Annotated in this window: 14 protein-coding genes and 1 other RNA gene; 9 read left to right on the forward strand and 6 right to left on the reverse strand. The window is 53.3% G+C overall.

Annotated features, from left to right (window positions below; all coding sequences use genetic code 11):
* Positions 1-25: 25 nt before the first annotated feature.
* The gene (pepP, locus tag HALA3H3_RS07790) at positions 26-1,366 is read right to left on the reverse strand and encodes a Xaa-Pro aminopeptidase (protein ID WP_053857153.1); all 1,341 of its coding nucleotides are present in this window, start codon (positions 1,364-1,366) and stop codon (positions 26-28) included.
* 40 nt (positions 1,367-1,406) lie between these two features.
* On the reverse strand, positions 1,407-1,985 hold the full coding sequence (locus HALA3H3_RS07795; RefSeq protein WP_022521010.1) for a UPF0149 family protein: 579 nt from the start codon (positions 1,983-1,985) through the stop codon (positions 1,407-1,409).
* Between the two features lie 181 nt (positions 1,986-2,166).
* Here HALA3H3_RS07795 and HALA3H3_RS07800 point away from each other — a divergent pair, with 181 nt between their 5' ends.
* From HALA3H3_RS07800 to HALA3H3_RS07805, 3 genes are all read left to right on the forward strand, one after another.
* On the forward strand, positions 2,167-2,466 hold the full coding sequence (locus HALA3H3_RS07800) for a cell division protein ZapA (RefSeq protein WP_022521011.1): 300 nt from the start codon (positions 2,167-2,169) through the stop codon (positions 2,464-2,466).
* Positions 2,467-2,558: 92 nt separating this feature from the next.
* A non-coding RNA gene (ssrS, locus tag HALA3H3_RS26045) (6S RNA) lies at positions 2,559-2,741 on the forward strand.
* A 47-nt stretch (positions 2,742-2,788) separates the two neighbouring features.
* Positions 2,789-3,445: a 5-formyltetrahydrofolate cyclo-ligase gene (locus tag HALA3H3_RS07805; protein ID WP_009286373.1), complete on the forward strand. Its 657-nt coding sequence runs from the start codon at positions 2,789-2,791 to the stop codon at positions 3,443-3,445.
* A gap of 403 nt (positions 3,446-3,848) precedes the next feature.
* Here HALA3H3_RS07805 and ilvA read toward each other — a convergent pair whose 3' ends face one another.
* A complete protein-coding gene (gene ilvA, locus HALA3H3_RS07810; protein WP_009286372.1) occupies positions 3,849-5,363 on the reverse strand; it encodes a threonine ammonia-lyase, biosynthetic in 1,515 nt (504 codons plus the stop codon).
* A gap of 175 nt (positions 5,364-5,538) precedes the next feature.
* On the opposite strand from ilvA, the gene rpiA reads away from it, so the two are divergent.
* Positions 5,539-6,213: a ribose-5-phosphate isomerase RpiA gene (rpiA, locus tag HALA3H3_RS07815; protein WP_027958479.1), complete on the forward strand. Its 675-nt coding sequence runs from the start codon at positions 5,539-5,541 to the stop codon at positions 6,211-6,213.
* Between the two features lie 23 nt (positions 6,214-6,236).
* Here rpiA and waaA read toward each other — a convergent pair whose 3' ends face one another.
* Genes waaA through HALA3H3_RS07830 form a run of 3 tightly spaced genes read right to left on the reverse strand, consistent with a single transcriptional unit; the run spans position 6,237 to position 10,060 of the window.
* Entirely contained in the window at positions 6,237-7,529 is a 1,293-nt protein-coding gene (waaA, locus tag HALA3H3_RS07820) for a lipid IV(A) 3-deoxy-D-manno-octulosonic acid transferase (protein WP_022521012.1), read from the reverse strand.
* Positions 7,530-7,539: 10 nt separating this feature from the next.
* Positions 7,540-8,973: a bifunctional D-glycero-beta-D-manno-heptose-7-phosphate kinase/D-glycero-beta-D-manno-heptose 1-phosphate adenylyltransferase HldE gene (gene hldE, locus HALA3H3_RS07825; protein WP_022521013.1), complete on the reverse strand. Its 1,434-nt coding sequence runs from the start codon at positions 8,971-8,973 to the stop codon at positions 7,540-7,542.
* On the reverse strand, positions 8,963-10,060 hold the full coding sequence (locus tag HALA3H3_RS07830) for a glycosyltransferase family 9 protein (protein ID WP_053856930.1): 1,098 nt from the start codon (positions 10,058-10,060) through the stop codon (positions 8,963-8,965). The genes hldE and HALA3H3_RS07830 overlap by 11 nt, the downstream gene beginning before the upstream one ends.
* On the opposite strand from HALA3H3_RS07830, the gene HALA3H3_RS07835 reads away from it, so the two are divergent.
* From HALA3H3_RS07835 to HALA3H3_RS07855, 5 genes are all read left to right on the forward strand, one after another.
* Positions 10,059-10,778, forward strand: coding sequence for a 3-deoxy-D-manno-octulosonic acid kinase (locus tag HALA3H3_RS07835; protein WP_022521015.1), 720 nt, complete (start codon positions 10,059-10,061; stop codon positions 10,776-10,778). The genes HALA3H3_RS07830 and HALA3H3_RS07835 overlap by 2 nt on opposite strands.
* 102 nt (positions 10,779-10,880) lie before the next feature.
* The gene (locus HALA3H3_RS07840; RefSeq protein WP_022521016.1) at positions 10,881-12,254 is read left to right on the forward strand and encodes an O-antigen ligase family protein; all 1,374 of its coding nucleotides are present in this window, start codon (positions 10,881-10,883) and stop codon (positions 12,252-12,254) included.
* The gene (locus tag HALA3H3_RS07845) at positions 12,251-13,195 is read left to right on the forward strand and encodes a glycosyltransferase family 8 protein (RefSeq protein ID WP_022521017.1); all 945 of its coding nucleotides are present in this window, start codon (positions 12,251-12,253) and stop codon (positions 13,193-13,195) included. The genes HALA3H3_RS07840 and HALA3H3_RS07845 overlap by 4 nt, the downstream gene beginning before the upstream one ends.
* Positions 13,192-14,346 carry a glycosyltransferase gene (locus HALA3H3_RS07850; RefSeq protein ID WP_053856932.1) on the forward strand — a complete coding sequence of 385 codons (1,155 nt, stop codon included), beginning with the start codon at positions 13,192-13,194 and terminating at the stop codon, positions 14,344-14,346. The genes HALA3H3_RS07845 and HALA3H3_RS07850 overlap by 4 nt, the downstream gene beginning before the upstream one ends.
* Complete coding sequence (locus HALA3H3_RS07855; RefSeq protein WP_022521019.1) at positions 14,343-15,125, forward strand: glycosyltransferase family 2 protein; 783 nt, start codon at positions 14,343-14,345, stop codon at positions 15,123-15,125. The genes HALA3H3_RS07850 and HALA3H3_RS07855 overlap by 4 nt, the downstream gene beginning before the upstream one ends.
* Positions 15,126-15,127: the final 2 nt, after the last annotated feature.

The raw sequence follows: 15,127 nt of genomic DNA on the forward strand, positions 1-15,127 counted from the left end.
GGCCACTGAAGACATTGAGAGCTGGTTACTTTTTAGCCATCAATACCTCAATTTCGTCGACCTGTTTAGGCACGTCTGCGGTCAGCACTTCATGACCTTCGTTAGTGACGACCACATTGTCTTCAATACGAATACCAATACCCTGGTAGGCGTCAGGAATATCGTCATCGCTAGGGATATACAGGCCAGGCTCCACGGTGAGCACCATGCCTGCGACCAGTGGCCGAGGTGTTTGCTCATTCAGCCGGTAGGTACCGACATCGTGTACGTCCAGCCCCAACCAGTGTGACGTTGAGTGCAGGTAAAAGCGTCGATAACTCTCGTCATCGATACGCGCCTGTACATCACCTTCCAGCAGACCAAGCTCAATCAGCCCAGCAGTTAGGTCATGCACCACGCCCTGGTGTATATCAGCAAGGGTGGCCCCCGGCTGAACCGCACTCACAGCGCGCTGCTGGGCATCGAGTACGACCTGGTAGAGCGCCCGCTGGGCATCATTAAACCGCCCGGAGACCGGGAATGTGCGGGTGATATCACCAGCATATAACTCAAACTCGGCCCCCGCATCGATAAGCACCAAGCCGTCTTCACACAGCGGTGCGCTGTTTTCAATATAGTGCAGTACGCAGGCGTTGGCACCGCTACCTACAATCGTACTGTAGGCAGGGCCACTGGCCCCATGCCAGACAAACTCATGCTCTAACTCGGCCTGGAGCTGAAATTCGCTCAGCCCTGGGCGCGCCACCTGCATGGCGCGCCGGTGAGCATGGGCAGATATCAGCGCCGCATGTCTGAGCAGGGCAATTTCAGCATCGCTTTTGATTAGCCGCATGGCGTGAACCAACGGGTTGATATCCAGCCAACCTTTTAGCGGTGGCCGACCGCGTCTAAGCCCGACCAGGGCTTCATGTAAAGCATCTTCAGCCATGCTGACAGCTTCAGCATTGTCTAGCGGCAGATAAAGTAGCTCACGACCTGCCAACAGTTCAGGTAGCCGCTCATCACGTACTGCGTTTTCAAACGCCTGATCGATGCCGTAATCAGCGACCACGCCTTCGGCACCCAAACGGCGCCCTGTCCAGGCTTCCATGGTGGGGTCGCGATCCTGACAGAACACCACGCTTTCACCTTCAGCGCGTCCTGGTAGCAGCAACAGCAGTGCATCTGGTTCGTGTATGCCCGTCAGGTAGTAAAAATCGCTGTTCTGACGGAAGGCAAATTCACTATCCCGTGAACGGGTCATCAGTCCGGCACCGGGGAGCACCACCGCTGCGTTATCCGGCAGCTGGGCCATTAAGGCGTCACGGCGGTGGCGGTACTCGCCCATACTGATCGCAGGGGGGCGAGGTAACAACGTAGGCAACACAGGGTCGGACAGCATAGCGGCTCCTATCTAGGCAACGGGATTAGTGAACGGGTGCGTCAGTTTGCTCGACTTGCGGCATACCGGGGTGCTGCTCGGTATACAGCAGCATAGCGGCCATGCGGGCATGCTCGGTAAGCGCAAACAGATCGTTTTCGTTTTCGGGGCTGTCGTCGATATCGGTATCTATCCGACCCAGCGCCTGCAAGTCATCAATCGCCTCACGGAGCGCCTGAGACCAACGCTCGCGCAGCTCGTTGTCGGCCACTTCATCGACCACCTCAATAAAGCCCAGCGTCCACTCTTTAAGACCCTGCGCCTGCTCGCCCAGGGAGAACAGCTCGTCGGGTAGCAGTGGGGTATAGTCCAGGTCGCTGGCGCTAAGCGCCTCTACGGTTTGCCGCCGCCAGCCTAATAGCCGCTCGGCACTTGCCTGATCGCGGGGCTGCTCAACACCAAGGCTCTGGCAGACTTCGTCCAACCAAGCCTCTGCATTCACATCGCGTAACGCCAGCAGCGCACATAAGCGGCCATCCAAAAACGCCGGCGACTGCATGCTGCCATGGAGAAGAAAGACATCTGCGACATCGGAGAAGTCCTGACGCTCATCAATCAATGACATAGTATTTAATAACCTCGTATTTATTGGGCGTGTGGGGGATAGGGTGGCGGCAATGGTACGAGATGCACTCGCCCGCGCGTTGACCGCGCACAAGTGCCTCTCTTATAGTGAGTGACACCTATCTTCCTATGCTGTGATGTTAACGCATTGGGCCCCTTGCTGGCCCGTGCTGGAGTCTTTGATGAGCAACGCCAAGCGGCCAACCAAAGAAATAACCCTATTAGGGCGCGGCTATATCATTGCCTGCGACACGGGCGAAGAAGCCAAACTTGATCGCGCCGCGCGCTACTTAGACCGCGCCATGCAGGGTATCAATGCCCAAAGCAGCGTGCTGGGGAGTGAGCGTGTGGCGATCATGGCGGCCCTCAATATCACCCACGAACTTCTTGAAGCCATGGATGAGCACCGTGCCGGTGAAGAGAGCCTGAACCGTTTAAATGAGCGCCTTGAGCGGGCATTATCCAAAACGCGCCAGTCTTAGGCTTTACCTGAAAGCGCTGTCAACGATCTAAAGACTCGGCGAACGTTTAACCCAGACCTTTGGCATTAGCCGTCGCTCTGTTAGGATGGCGGGGTTCTCTGGGGTGTACGCCAGTCGTTATAGTCCCTCGAGCCTATGCGTAATACCCAGGGGGCCAAATGCTAGCCAGGCCCGTGTGCATGTCCGTGCGTCGGAAAGCCTGACGGTCTGGCTGCGGCCACCCACCTGAACCAGTAGGTTCAGGGCCAGAATGACAGCGGCACTCTGGAGAACACCCAAAGTCTAGGCTATGCGAAAATATAGAGGATAAAAGAATATCTGCATGGAAAGCCTCTATCTGGACGACGATAAGCGCGCGCTCCGCCGCTCTTTACGTCACCAACGCCGAGCCCTTTCTGAGCATGAGCAACGCCTTGCGGCACAGCGCTTGTGCCAACGATTGAAAACCCTGCCTGAAATACGCCGCGCACGGCGCTTAAGTCTTTATCTGCCTGTCAACGGCGAAATCGATCCTACCCCGCTTATTCCCTGGCTACGTCAGCGTAACGTCAATATTTATCTCCCGGTTTTACGTCCGTTTAGCGCTAACCGCCTGTGGTTTGTTGCCTACCGTCCTGACACCCCAATGATAAAAAACCGTTTTGGTATTTGGGAGCCTGACGTGAGATTCAGTGCCCAGCGGCGTAATCGGCTGCCCACTTGGGCGCTAGATACGCTGATTGTGCCGCTAGTCGGATTTGATGCTAATGCAAACCGCATGGGCATGGGGGGTGGATTTTACGACCGCAGCTTAGCGTTCATGCACCGCCCCGGCCCATCGCCTACTTTGATTGGCGTCGCCCATGCCTGCCAACAGGTGGCTTCTCTGCCTGTGGAGCCATGGGATGTGCCTTTACAGGTGGTGGTCAGTGACCAAGGCTACGTTCGCCGGCAATCGCTGTCCTTAAAAACTGGCCATAAAAAAGGGCTGACCCCATAAAGGATCAGCCCCTCTCATCTGCTATCTGTCACCTTGCGGGGAATTAGCTTCCCGACAACGCCTGCGCATAGCCGGTAGCCAGCACTCCTAATGCAAATACCACCATCAACGCCATTACCATATCAGGCTTCTTCCGCCGCATGCCGCTTCTCCAACACCTTTACCGTTGCCGAATGTGCTAAATCCACCACACTTTACGGTTTCAAAAGGGTGGCAGATTTGCTTAATTTCGTTCACGACTATAGGGCTATTAGGCCATCGTTGACAACTAGTTTAGCGACCTTTTTTAGCCTCATTTCTGAGGATTAAGTTACGTTATGTTACTAGCAGCTCTGACGTTAAAGGTAAGCAACCACTTACACACAACTATTTACGCACGTCTTATGCTTACCGCAGGGCAGCGCTAAGCCATAAATAATCGGTAGGCCGGATTATCGCTTTCACGCCAGTAACGGTAGCCGATGGCATCTAAGTACTCTGCCACATGAGTACGGTCACCGTTTGGGACTTGCATTCCCACCAACACTCGGCCGTAGGCAGCGCCATGGTTGCGATAATGAAATAGCGAGATGTTCCAGTCGTGTGGCAACTGCGTCAAAAAGTTCATCAGCGCACCGGGGCGCTCGGGGAACTCAAAACGGTATACCTCTTCTTCGAAACGTTCGCTGGGGCGGCCACCACTTAGGTGACGAATATGCAGTTTCGCCAGCTCATTGTCAGTCAAGTCTTCTACTTGATAGCCACTCTCACGCAGCTTGTCGATCACTGCCTGTCGATCTTCACCGCCGGGCTTAACCTGCACGCCTACATAGATATGCGCTTCACTGCTGTCAGCGTAGCGATAGCTAAACTCGGTCACCATACGCTTGCCTAGCGTGCGGCAAAACTTCTTAAAGCTACCGGGTTTCTCGGCAATGGTCACCGCCAGGATCGCTTCACGCTGCTCGCCTAGTTCCGTGCGCTCGGCAATGTGCTGTAGGCGATCAAAATTGGTATTGGCGCCTGAGTTAATGCACAGCAGCGTCTCGCCTTCGGCACCGGTCTGCTGCACGTATTTTTTTAGCCCTGCCAGCGAGAGCGCGCCAGAGGTTTCCGCCACGGCACGGGTATCTTCAAAAATATCTTTCACCGCTGCACACATTTCATCGGTATTGACGGTGATAACGCCGTCAATCAGATCTTTGATCAACGAAAACGGCACCTCGCCAATTTGTGCCACCGCGACGCCTTCGGCAAATACACCCACTTGCTCGAGCACCACACGCTCACCCGCCTCTAAGGCGGCTTTGAGGCAGGCGCTGTCTTCGGCTTCGACACCGATTACTTTGATATCCGGGCGGAGGTACTTCACATAGGCTGCGACACCGGCGATCAAACCACCGCCGCCAACCGGCACGAAGATGGCGTCTAAGCGCCCAGCGTGTTGGCGCAGAATTTCCACGCCGATGGTGCCTTGACCGGCCACCACATCAATATCGTCAAACGGCGGAATATAGGTGTAACCGTGCTCTTTGATCAGCTCTTGAGCATGCTCGGCTGCAGCAGCGAAGGCATCCCCTTTGAGGATGACCTTGGCGCCCCGGGCGCGCACCGCCTGCACTTTGATATCGGGGGTAATACGCGGCATCACAATGACGGCTTTGACACCCATCAGCTTCGCGGCCATGGCCAGCCCTTGAGCATGGTTACCGGCGGAAGCGGCAATCACGCCTTTATCTTTTTGATCCTGGGTGAGCTGCGCCATTTTGTTATAAGCGCCACGGATTTTGAACGAAAACACCGGCTGTAGATCTTCGCGCTTAATCAAAATCTGGTTGTTGAAACGACGCGACAAAAAGGGTGCAGGGGAAATCGGGGTCTCACAAGCGGCTTCATAAACGCGGGCTTGGAGGATCTTTTTGACGGTTGCTTCGAGCATGCGGGTATCCCAAGGGAAGAACGTGAACGGACAAAGCTTTTATTGGTAGCAGATTACGTATAGCGGCGTCTAGCCGCGTTTCCATCGGCAGGCAACGTTTAGGCCGTTATACTAACGCCACTACCTCTTTTCTCTAACTCTCCTCTGACTCACAAGGCTATTTATGAACCAAGCTATGAACCAGGATGAATTAAAGGCCGCCGTGGCGGACGCCGCCATTGCAGAAATTAAATCTCAGTTGGAAAAGGATACCATCTTAGGCATTGGCACCGGCTCCACGGCTAACCTGTTTATTGATCGCCTGGGGCCCCTGCGCCATCATTTTAAAGGCGCGGTGGCGAGCTCTAAGGCAAGTGCCGAGCGCCTTGAGAAACTGGGCATTGAAGTTTTTGAGCTCAATAGCGTTGGCACAGTTCCTTTTTACATCGACGGTGCAGACGAAGTAAATGCTAACTTACATATGATTAAAGGCGGCGGTGCTGCGCTTACCCGCGAGAAAATCGTGGCTGCCTGTGCCGAACGCTTTATCTGCATTGCCGACGGTTCAAAGTACGTGCCTCAGCTAGGTCATTTTCCGCTACCGGTAGAAGTCATCCCCATGGCTCGCTCCTATGTCGCCCGCGAGCTGGTAGCGCTTGGTGCCGAGCCGGTTTATCGCCAGGGGGTAGTCACCGACAATGGCAACCAAATCATCGACTGCTTTGAATTTATGATCGAAGACCCGGTAGCCATGGAGGCGCGTATCAACGCTATCGTCGGTGTGGTGACCAATGGCTTGTTTGCCGCCCGCGGCGCCGATGTTCTGCTGCTGGGCAAAGAAGATGGTGTGGAGCGCATAGCGCTTAAATAAAGATTCTTCGATACAGGCAATGGCTAACGAGACAGTAACGACGCCAATCCTGTCAGGGTGCGATCAAGTGCGCCTTTTTGCGTCTCAATCACCGCGCGGCCAGCGCGCCCAGCCTGTTGGGCGCGCTCAGGGTTAGCAAAGTAGTCCGCCAAGGCATCTGCCAGGGCATCCGAGCTATCGACCAGCGTTAGCGCACCTGCCGCTTGAAGCGGTTCAGCGACATCGGCGAAGTTCTCAATTGAGGAACCGCTAAGCACCGGCCTACCGAGCGCCGCTGGTTCAAGCACATTGTGCCCGCCCAACGGCACTAGGCTGCCCCCCACAAAGGCCACACGACCTGCTGCATAAAGAACGGCCAGTTCACCGAGCGTATCCCCCAGGTAAACCTGAGTTTGCTTTGTGGCAGGCTGCTGTAGGCTGCGGCGGCTTAGTGTCCAGCTTTCTGTTTGGCAAAGTTTAGCCACCTCATCAAAGCGCTGGGGGTGACGAGGCACCAGCACCAGCAACGCGTTCGGATAGCGCCTAAGTAGCTGACGATGGGCTTGAAGCACAAGTGCTTCTTCGCCGTCTCGGGTGGAGCCCGCTACCCAAACCGGACGCCCTTCCCATTCTTGAAGTAAGCGCTCACTCTCTTCAGACACCTTATCTTGGCAAGCTATTTCAAATTTCAGCGAACCAACGATGCGTGTAATATCCGTGCCGCAGCCAAGGGCATTAAAGCGTTCGGCATCTGCCGGTGATTTTGCGGCTAGCCAGCTAATATTGGCGAGCGTGCTGGCCATTAGCGGGCGCAGGCGTTGGTAGCGCTTAAAGGCGCGGGGCGATAGGCGACCATTCACCACTGCCACCGGCACACCCTGCTGGCGACAGGCGTGGATCAGGTTGGGCCACAGCTCGGTTTCAAACAGGATCGCAAGTTCGGGCTGAACGCTGCGTACAAAGCGTCTGGCAGCACCGGGAAAATCCAACGGTAGGAAGCGATGGGTAAGCCTTGCTTGATCGCTTGGGGTTTGCTCGCTAATAAGCGCTTGAGACTGCTGAGCACCTGTCGCAGTCATGGTAGTGAGCAGCAGGCTATGCGTTGAATAACGCGCTAGTAGCCCCTCAATCAACGGTCGAGCGGCGCGTACTTCTCCCACCGAGGCACAGTGCAGCCAAATACGTGGCGCGGAAGGCAGCGGTTCGAGGCGTAAACCCAGCCGCTGAAGGCGTGAGTAAGTGGGTACTTGCTCACGCCATATGCGCCAGCCAATCAGCGGTGAGAGCGCATACAGTGCCGCTGAGTAGGCAAGCCGAGGCCAGGCAGGTGAAGACATCAGAGGTTTCTTAGCGTTCACGATCTAGAATCGAACTAATCATCGCCGAGGTCGAAACGCCATCTTCAAAGCCCAGTACTTTAACCTCACCACCATTAGCGATAACGGCCGCGCCCCCGGCGATATCTTCTGGACGATAATCGCCACCTTTGACCAAGATATCGGGTAGCACCGCTTCGATCAGCGCCTGAGGGGTGTCGTCACTGAACGGCACAACCCAATCGACAGCCCCTAACCCCGCCAACACCTGCATCCGCCGGTTAAGCGGATTAATCGGACGTTTGGGCCCTTTCAGGCGACCAATAGAGGCGTCGTCGTTAACCGCGACGATTAAACGGTCACCCAGACGTTTAGCCTGCTCCAGGTAGGCGACGTGGCCCGCATGCAAAATATCAAAGCAGCCGTTGGTCATGACCACCCGCTCACCGCGTAGCTGGGCAGCACGCACCGCCTCGATCAATACATTCGGTTCAATCACCCCAAACTCGGCCAGCTTATCGCCGTGTAAGGCAGTGTAGAGCTCGGCGATAGAGAGCGTGGCCGTGCCCGGTTTGGCCACTACCAGCCCTGCCCCCAAATTAGCCAGCATCATTGCTTCGGGAAAGGCGTGGCCTGCCGCTAGCGCTAGCCCCATTAAGCCAATAACGGTATCGCCTGCCCCTGTTACATCAAAAACTTCCTGAGCGCGAGTAGGTAGGTGTAGCGGCGCATGCCCTTCACGAATCAGCGTCATGCCCTTTTCGCTGCGAGTAATCAGCAACGCTTCCAGCTCCAACTCAGCACGTAGCGCTTCACCCCGGCGGGATAACTCAGCATCGGTCGCACAATGACCAACCACGGCTTCAAATTCGGTCAAATTGGGAGTGATTAAACTTGCCCCACGGTATTTGCTGAAATCCTGCCCTTTCGGATCGATTAGCACGCGCTTGCCCTGAGCTCTTGCGTTGGCTATCAGGTTCTCTACTTGGTTCAGCGTGCCTTTGCCGTAGTCGGAAAGGATCACTACGTCGCAGTCGGGGAGCGCCTTTTCTACCACCTGAGTCACCAGCACATTGGTATCGACACTGTCCAAGCGCTGCTCGAAATCCAGGCGCAGCAACTGCTGGTTACGACTCATCACACGCAGCTTGGTAATCGTGGGTATCTCAGCACTGCGCTGAAAGTAAGTACTCACACCAGAGGCAGTCAAACTGGCTTGTAGAATCTGCGCGTTGTCATCGTCTCCGATCACGCCCGCCAGCACCGCGTGGCCGCCCAGGGAGGTAATGTTCAGCGCCACATTAGCCGCTCCGCCCGGGCGGTCTTCAACATCTTCTACCCGAACTACTGGCACAGGCGCTTCGGGGGAAATCCGCGAGGTACCTCCATGCCAATAGCGGTCAAGCATGACATCGCCGACCACAAGTACACGGGCATGTTCTAACGCGGTTAAATCAATCTTCATCGGTGCTCCCTGCGCTGGCAGTCAAAGCGGTATGCGCCAGCAATGTATCCAGTTTAGCGATAACGTCGTCTGCTTTAATCAGCATCATGGCGCTTGGGTGACGCACCCGTTGGCCCCAGCTCACCTCGTCTACCGACTTATGCAGATAAGTACGTACCGCGTCTGGGTAAGCGTTGACCGCAAAATCGCGCCACAGATAGGGTGCGGCACGCTGGGGATTGGTCGATGCATAAAGACCCAATGCCGGCGTTCCCATGGCATTGGCCATATGGATAGGGCCGGTATCCGGCGCTATCACCGCTTGGGCTTGATCGATCAGCGCTAAAACCCCTTTCAGTGAGGTGCCGCCGATGGCGTTAATGACACTGGCTGGCTGACAGAGTGCTTCAATTTGCTCGCCTATTTCACGCTCCAGAGCACTGCCGCCACCGGTCAATACGCTTTTAAGACCGTGCTGCACCCAAGCGTGTTCAATCACGCTCGCGTAGCCCTCTACCGACCAGTTGCGAAAATTACGCAGGCGAACGTTGCTACACGGGTTAATGACGAGGTAAGGGGTCTCACCGCTGATCACCTGAGCCTCATTACGTGCCGTATCGGGCACAGGTAAATCCCACGCTAAGCGGTCATCCTCTACCCCGAGCACCCGGGCGAAGTCCATAAAGGACTCCAACACATGGGCATTGGGGTGCGGCGCAAGCTGATGCTGGGTAAACCAGTGCTGAGCATCTTTGGCACGCGCCTTGTCATAGCCCACGCGTACGTCGGCCTTCAGCCCAAGCGACAGCACGCTGGCCCGAATGGCCTGCTGCATATGTAGCAACACATCGAAGCGCGTATCGGCAAGCTGCCGCCATAACGCGCGCATTCCGGCAATACCTGTCGACTTGTCGTAAACAACGAACTCGACCCCGGAAAGCCCCGCCAGTAGACTGTGCTCCCCCTTACCGATAATCCAGGTAATGCGCGCATCGGGCCACTGGCGCTGCAACGCCCGCACCGTGGGCACGAGATTGCACACATCTCCTAGGGCGGAGAGGCGCAAAATGGCAATGTGGTTAGGCTGAACAGGCAGAGAGGGCTTCATGCGCTTAGCGGCACTCCGGCAGAGAAATTGGCTGATTTTACATGATGTAGACAGTTTATGTGACGGGCCGGGAACACACCAAATTGATCCAGACTTATTCACGCGCGATTACTGGCGTGAGCGCGGATTAATTGTGGGCGAAGCACCAGGCCGGGGCAGCAGTCTGTTTTTACAGGCAACGCCGACCGAGCAGTGGGTATTAAGGCCCTATTGCCGGGGGGGCATGGCGGCCAAACTCAGTGAGAAACGCTACCTATGGACTGGCGCTGAGCGCACCCGGGCATTTCGTGAACTGCGCTTAACCGCCACGCTTTTTGGGCAAGGGCTGCCGGTACCTCGCCCCGTAGCAAGCTGTGTTACTCGCTATGGGCTTACGTATGAAGCCGCGTTGATTACCGTGCGCATTGCTGGTGCCAAAGCATTCGCTGAGCTACTCGTCAACGATCTTGTGGATGAAGCGTTGTTAAAGCGTGTAGGTGCTATGATTTACCGCTTTCATCAAGCGGGGCTTGATCATGTTGACCTGAACGCCCGCAATATTTTGATCGACCCCAGTGGCACACCTTGGTTGATTGACCTTGATCGCTGCCGCCTCCGTGCGGCGGGAAAGTGGCAGGAAAAGAATTTAGCTCGCTTAGAGCGCTCGCTAAGAAAGTTTTCTGCCATCTCCCACAGTTCAGAATTAATGGGCAGCATTCGACAAGGTTACTGTAGTTAAATTTTTATCGCGACTTGTTAAAACAGCTTTTAAAATACCGGCCAGTTCACCAATGAACATTAATTTTTCATAGATGCAGCAAACAACTGAGAAACTGAGTATATGTTAAGAAAGATCCCTTCAAGCTTATGGGAAACACATTATTTTGGAAAAACGCCCCTACCCTTAATAGCGATAGGCGTATTAACTACGTTGTTTTATATTTTTTCAAAGCCTCACTTTGATGATTTTAGCGACTTCAATAAATTAGTACTATCTCTCTCTGGTTTAATTAGCATTAAAATTTATGCCGCACCAGTATGGAAACACCCTGTTTTTCATATGTTTTGGTGGGCCTTACTGTTAGCAGTGTGTCATTGGTTTTTTTTAACACTGGCACTTCCTGATCTGGCAGGTGACTACCCTAAACTGGATCACATTGCCCGACTGTTCGTATTTATTATATTTGCATGGTGGCTTGCTGGCAGCACACAGAACACGCTACTTTTCTGGAGTATTGCTAGCGCAGCTGTCGTATTGGCGCCATGGATCGCTGGCGATGGCCTCGCTGATTTTCAGCGTGGTTTTCTCGGCGAACGCATTGGGTTTGGTATTCGTAACGTTCAGCATTCAGCGATGTTTTTCGGCACAGTACTGCTTGGATTGCTTATTTTTTTACCACGGCTATTAAGGGCCCCTCTACAACACTATGGCAAACTAAGTTTATGGGTGCTCGCTTTTATTATCATTATAGCTGGCGTTATCATTTCACAAACTCGCGCCACTTGGCTAGGTGTGATAGCAGGCTTATTAACGGCACTTTTCTTAATCTTTATTGAGCATCGGAAAAGTTTTTCAAAAAAATATCTACTCATATTTTTTATTTTATCAGCATGCCTGGCGATTCTTATTATTACCAATAGCTCTTTAGTCATTGAAAGAGCTACTGCAGAATTGGATACCATTCAGGCACTACTGAGAGGTGACTGGAGTTCTGTTCCCCTATCAACCAGTGAAGTACGCTCTAGTGTAGGAGAGCGACTATATAGTTGGCGCGCCGCGATCGATATGATTGCCCAACGCCCCTTGCTAGGCTGGGGTGAGCAAGGCATTGATTATCTATTTGATAACATCCAATATAATCAAGCACACTATCAAGCTTTAAATTTTGGTCATCTACATAACCTCTATCTTGAAATCACACTACAGTATGGCTTGTTAGGTCTAGCTGCTTACTTTTATCTACTAGGGTGGTTTATAACAAACGCACGGCTTGCTTGGAAGCGTGGCGACATGCCGGGTGATGTACTGCTATTTTTCTATGCTTTTTTATGCTTTTGGAGCGTGATTAATCTTTTTGAATCATATTTGATATTTTGGACAGGTGTATTTCTGTTTAATGTTGTTATGGCGGGCGGCCTCGTCCATATATGGAAACCCACATTGCGCACTAACAGTTCAACACCCTCTGTTATATCAGGAAAGGATCGCAAATGATTGATATTGTCCTGTGCTCCGATGAGGCTTATATAGATAAAGCCGCTGCCGTGATAGCGTCAACCGTTTGTCACAGCGAGACACCTGAGGCGCTGCATTTCTATATATTAGGATACAAACTATCTGCAAGTACTCATCAAAAGCTGCACAACTGGTTTACGACACTGCCTGCTGAGCTAACGATCATTGAAGCTGAGAATAGTCGCTGGCCCGAGTTAACATTGGGCCGTTTTGGGCCCGCCGCCATGCTGCGTCTAGGCATGCACAACTGGCTGCCACCAAGCTGCCAGAAAGTTATTTATTTAGACTGTGACCTTGTAGTGCTAGACGATATCGCCAACTTGTTGGCATTCGACATACAGGGCGCTCCCATCGCTAGTGTGGCTAATCTACAAGGAACCGAGCAGAGTCGAATGGGCCTTGGTTATCAACACTATTTTAATTCCGGCGTCCTTCTGGTGGATCTAGAAGGGTGGAAAGCTCGCAATGTGCTAGATCAAGTAGAGCAAATATTAAAGCAGCACGATTACACCTTAAGTTATCCCGATCAGGACGCATTAAATCTCATTTTCCAAGACTGGTATCGACTACCCATGCGCTGGAATATGCAGCCATACTCTTATCCGGCCGTAGAAAAAAAAGCAGCTCACTATGCTGATTGGCAGAAGGAACTTGAACACGCTATCCGTGAACCCGCGATCATACATTTTATTGGCGCACGTAAACCATGGCACGCCGACAGCCGCCACCCACTTGCCTATTTGTATCGGCACTATCTTTCGTTAACACCGTGGCAGCCATCTGTACAAGCTACTCGACCTTCCCTGCAACGACGTCTGAAGCAAATGCTGGCGTGGTTTAAGAATCGGCGGCGCCGCCAGCGATTGCATTGCCACCCTGTGATGCAACTTCCGCCCCACCAAAAGGACTCGCCCACATGAAGGTATTGATTGTCGTGCGTACGTTAAAAATTGGTGGCATGGAACGGGTTGCGGTAAACCTTGCTGACGCCTTTGCGGAACACGGCCATGAGAGCCATTTGATGTACTTTAAGCCGCGCCCCCCTCAGTTAGAACCAAGCAATGAGCAAGTCAAAGTTCACCATTTCGCACTGTCTCGTGCCATGTGGACATCGGGTGTGGGTGGCATTATTGAGGTGGTAGCACGCCTGCTCAATAGCGTGTTAAGGAAAAGCTATTTTTTATTATCAGGCTGGTGGGGTGGAAAACTTTTTCGTCGCGAAGTACGTCGCCTTGAGCGCCAATATGGCACTTTTGATCGGATTATTTTCCGCGGTATTGGTACCTTTGAAACGGTATGGTCCTTCCAAGACCCCCGCGCCTGTTATGTTCTGGAAAATATCGTCAAAACTACCTCAGGCCATGCCCCTTGGCTAGAGCGACTAAAAGCACGCTGTCTATTTCATAACAAACACTTAGTAACCGTATCCCACGGCGTCGAACAGCAAATCGCCACGGTAATGCAGACGCTACAAGTCAAGCCATCCTCGCTGAGAACCATCACCAATCCATGCCCTTTAGAGTCTATCCGAAAGGCCATGTGCGAAGACTTTCCGGAGCGGCCCAATTCTCCATATCTACTCAATGTAGCCCGCTTGGTACCGCAGAAAAACCATCACCTTCTACTGCGGGCGTACGCCAAGATGCGCACAACGCTTCCGCTGGTGATTGTCGGCGAGGGGCCACTGCGCAAAGAACTGGAAGCACTAGCCGTTGAGCTGGGTATTGCGGCACGGGTTACTTTTACCGGTCGCCAACTAAACCCTTACCCTTGGATGCATCATGCTCGCCTATTCATCTTGAGCTCTGCCCACGAAGGTCTTGGCATCGTATTACTTGAAGCGCTGGCCTGCCAAACGCCGATTGTCTCGGTCGATTGCCCAGGCGGGGTACGTGATATTATGACCGGTGAGCTGGAAGCTTATCTGTGTGAAATGACACCGGAGGCGTTAGCAGCCCGTGTCGATGCCATTCTTGATGCTGACGGCTATGCTATTGATGAACGTTGGCTGGAACGTTTTTCTCCAGCGCACATTACTACTGCCTTTTTGCAAGAGACGCCTGCTTCATGATATCGGCTAATATTATTACCTTTAACGAAGAAGCCAATATTGCGGACTGTATTGCTTCCGCTCGCCAAGTATGTGAAGACATCGTTGTGGTGGATTCAGGCAGCCAGGACCGCACCACCGCTATCGCGCGTGAGTTAGGTGCCAAGGTGGTTCAACAAGCCTATTTAGGTGACGGCGTTCAAAAAAATATCGCGCTAGCGCACGTAAAGTACGACTGGGTGCTCAGCTTAGACGCCGATGAACGCCTAACCCCGGAGATGGTCGAAGCGATTGGACAACTAGACCTAGCTGCAACCGAGCATGACGCCTTTGCCTTTCGTCGCCGCAATATGATTGGCTCACGCTGGATTAGAGTCTGTGGCTGGTATCCCGATTACTGTATTCGGCTCTACAACCGGCACCATGCTCGCTTTGCTGATGTAAAACAGCATGCCAGCATAGGGGCTGCCAACCCCAAGCGACTTAACGCAGATATAGTGCATTACTCCTTTGCTAACTTAGGTCAGTTATTTGCCAAGCCAGGGCGAAACTTCAGCGGTCGTGCGGCCAAAATCATGTTTCAAAAGGGGAAGCGGGCCAACTCCTTTTCACCGTTTGCGCATGGCCTGAATGCCTTTGTACGCAAATACATATTCCAGCGAGGCTTCATGGGCGGAGTAGACGGCATGACCGTTGCGATCAGCGCAGGTCTCAATAGCTACTTGAAGTATGCCAAGCTACTCGAATATCAACGCGATCCCAAAGTGCTTGAAGCGGAAGACTTTAATAAGGTTTGGTGATT

The sequence above is a fragment of the Halomonas sp. A3H3 genome (genome assembly GCF_000982975.1).
GTDB lineage: Bacteria > Pseudomonadota > Gammaproteobacteria > Pseudomonadales > Halomonadaceae > Vreelandella > Vreelandella titanicae.

Bases quoted from the DNA above. Each gene is read 5' to 3' on its own strand.
- HALA3H3_RS07795 (WP_022521010.1), bottom strand. From the start codon at position 1,985: ATGTCATTGATTGATGAGCGTCAGGACTTCTCCGATGTCGCAGATGTC.
- HALA3H3_RS07800 (WP_022521011.1), top strand. From the start codon at position 2,167: ATGAGCAACGCCAAGCGGCCAACCAAAGAAATAACCCTATTAGGGCGC.
- HALA3H3_RS07805 (WP_009286373.1), top strand. From the start codon at position 2,789: ATGGAAAGCCTCTATCTGGACGACGATAAGCGCGCGCTCCGCCGCTCT.
- ilvA (WP_009286372.1), bottom strand. From the start codon at position 5,363: ATGCTCGAAGCAACCGTCAAAAAGATCCTCCAAGCCCGCGTTTATGAA.
- rpiA (WP_027958479.1), top strand. From the start codon at position 5,539: ATGAACCAGGATGAATTAAAGGCCGCCGTGGCGGACGCCGCCATTGCA.
- waaA (WP_022521012.1), bottom strand. From the start codon at position 7,529: ATGTCTTCACCTGCCTGGCCTCGGCTTGCCTACTCAGCGGCACTGTAT.
- hldE (WP_022521013.1), bottom strand. From the start codon at position 8,973: ATGAAGATTGATTTAACCGCGTTAGAACATGCCCGTGTACTTGTGGTC.
- HALA3H3_RS07835 (WP_022521015.1), top strand. From the start codon at position 10,059: ATGCGCTTAGCGGCACTCCGGCAGAGAAATTGGCTGATTTTACATGAT.
- HALA3H3_RS07830 (WP_053856930.1), bottom strand. From the start codon at position 10,060: ATGAAGCCCTCTCTGCCTGTTCAGCCTAACCACATTGCCATTTTGCGC.
- HALA3H3_RS07840 (WP_022521016.1), top strand. From the start codon at position 10,881: ATGTTAAGAAAGATCCCTTCAAGCTTATGGGAAACACATTATTTTGGA.
- HALA3H3_RS07845 (WP_022521017.1), top strand. From the start codon at position 12,251: ATGATTGATATTGTCCTGTGCTCCGATGAGGCTTATATAGATAAAGCC.
- HALA3H3_RS07850 (WP_053856932.1), top strand. From the start codon at position 13,192: ATGAAGGTATTGATTGTCGTGCGTACGTTAAAAATTGGTGGCATGGAA.
- HALA3H3_RS07855 (WP_022521019.1), top strand. From the start codon at position 14,343: ATGATATCGGCTAATATTATTACCTTTAACGAAGAAGCCAATATTGCG.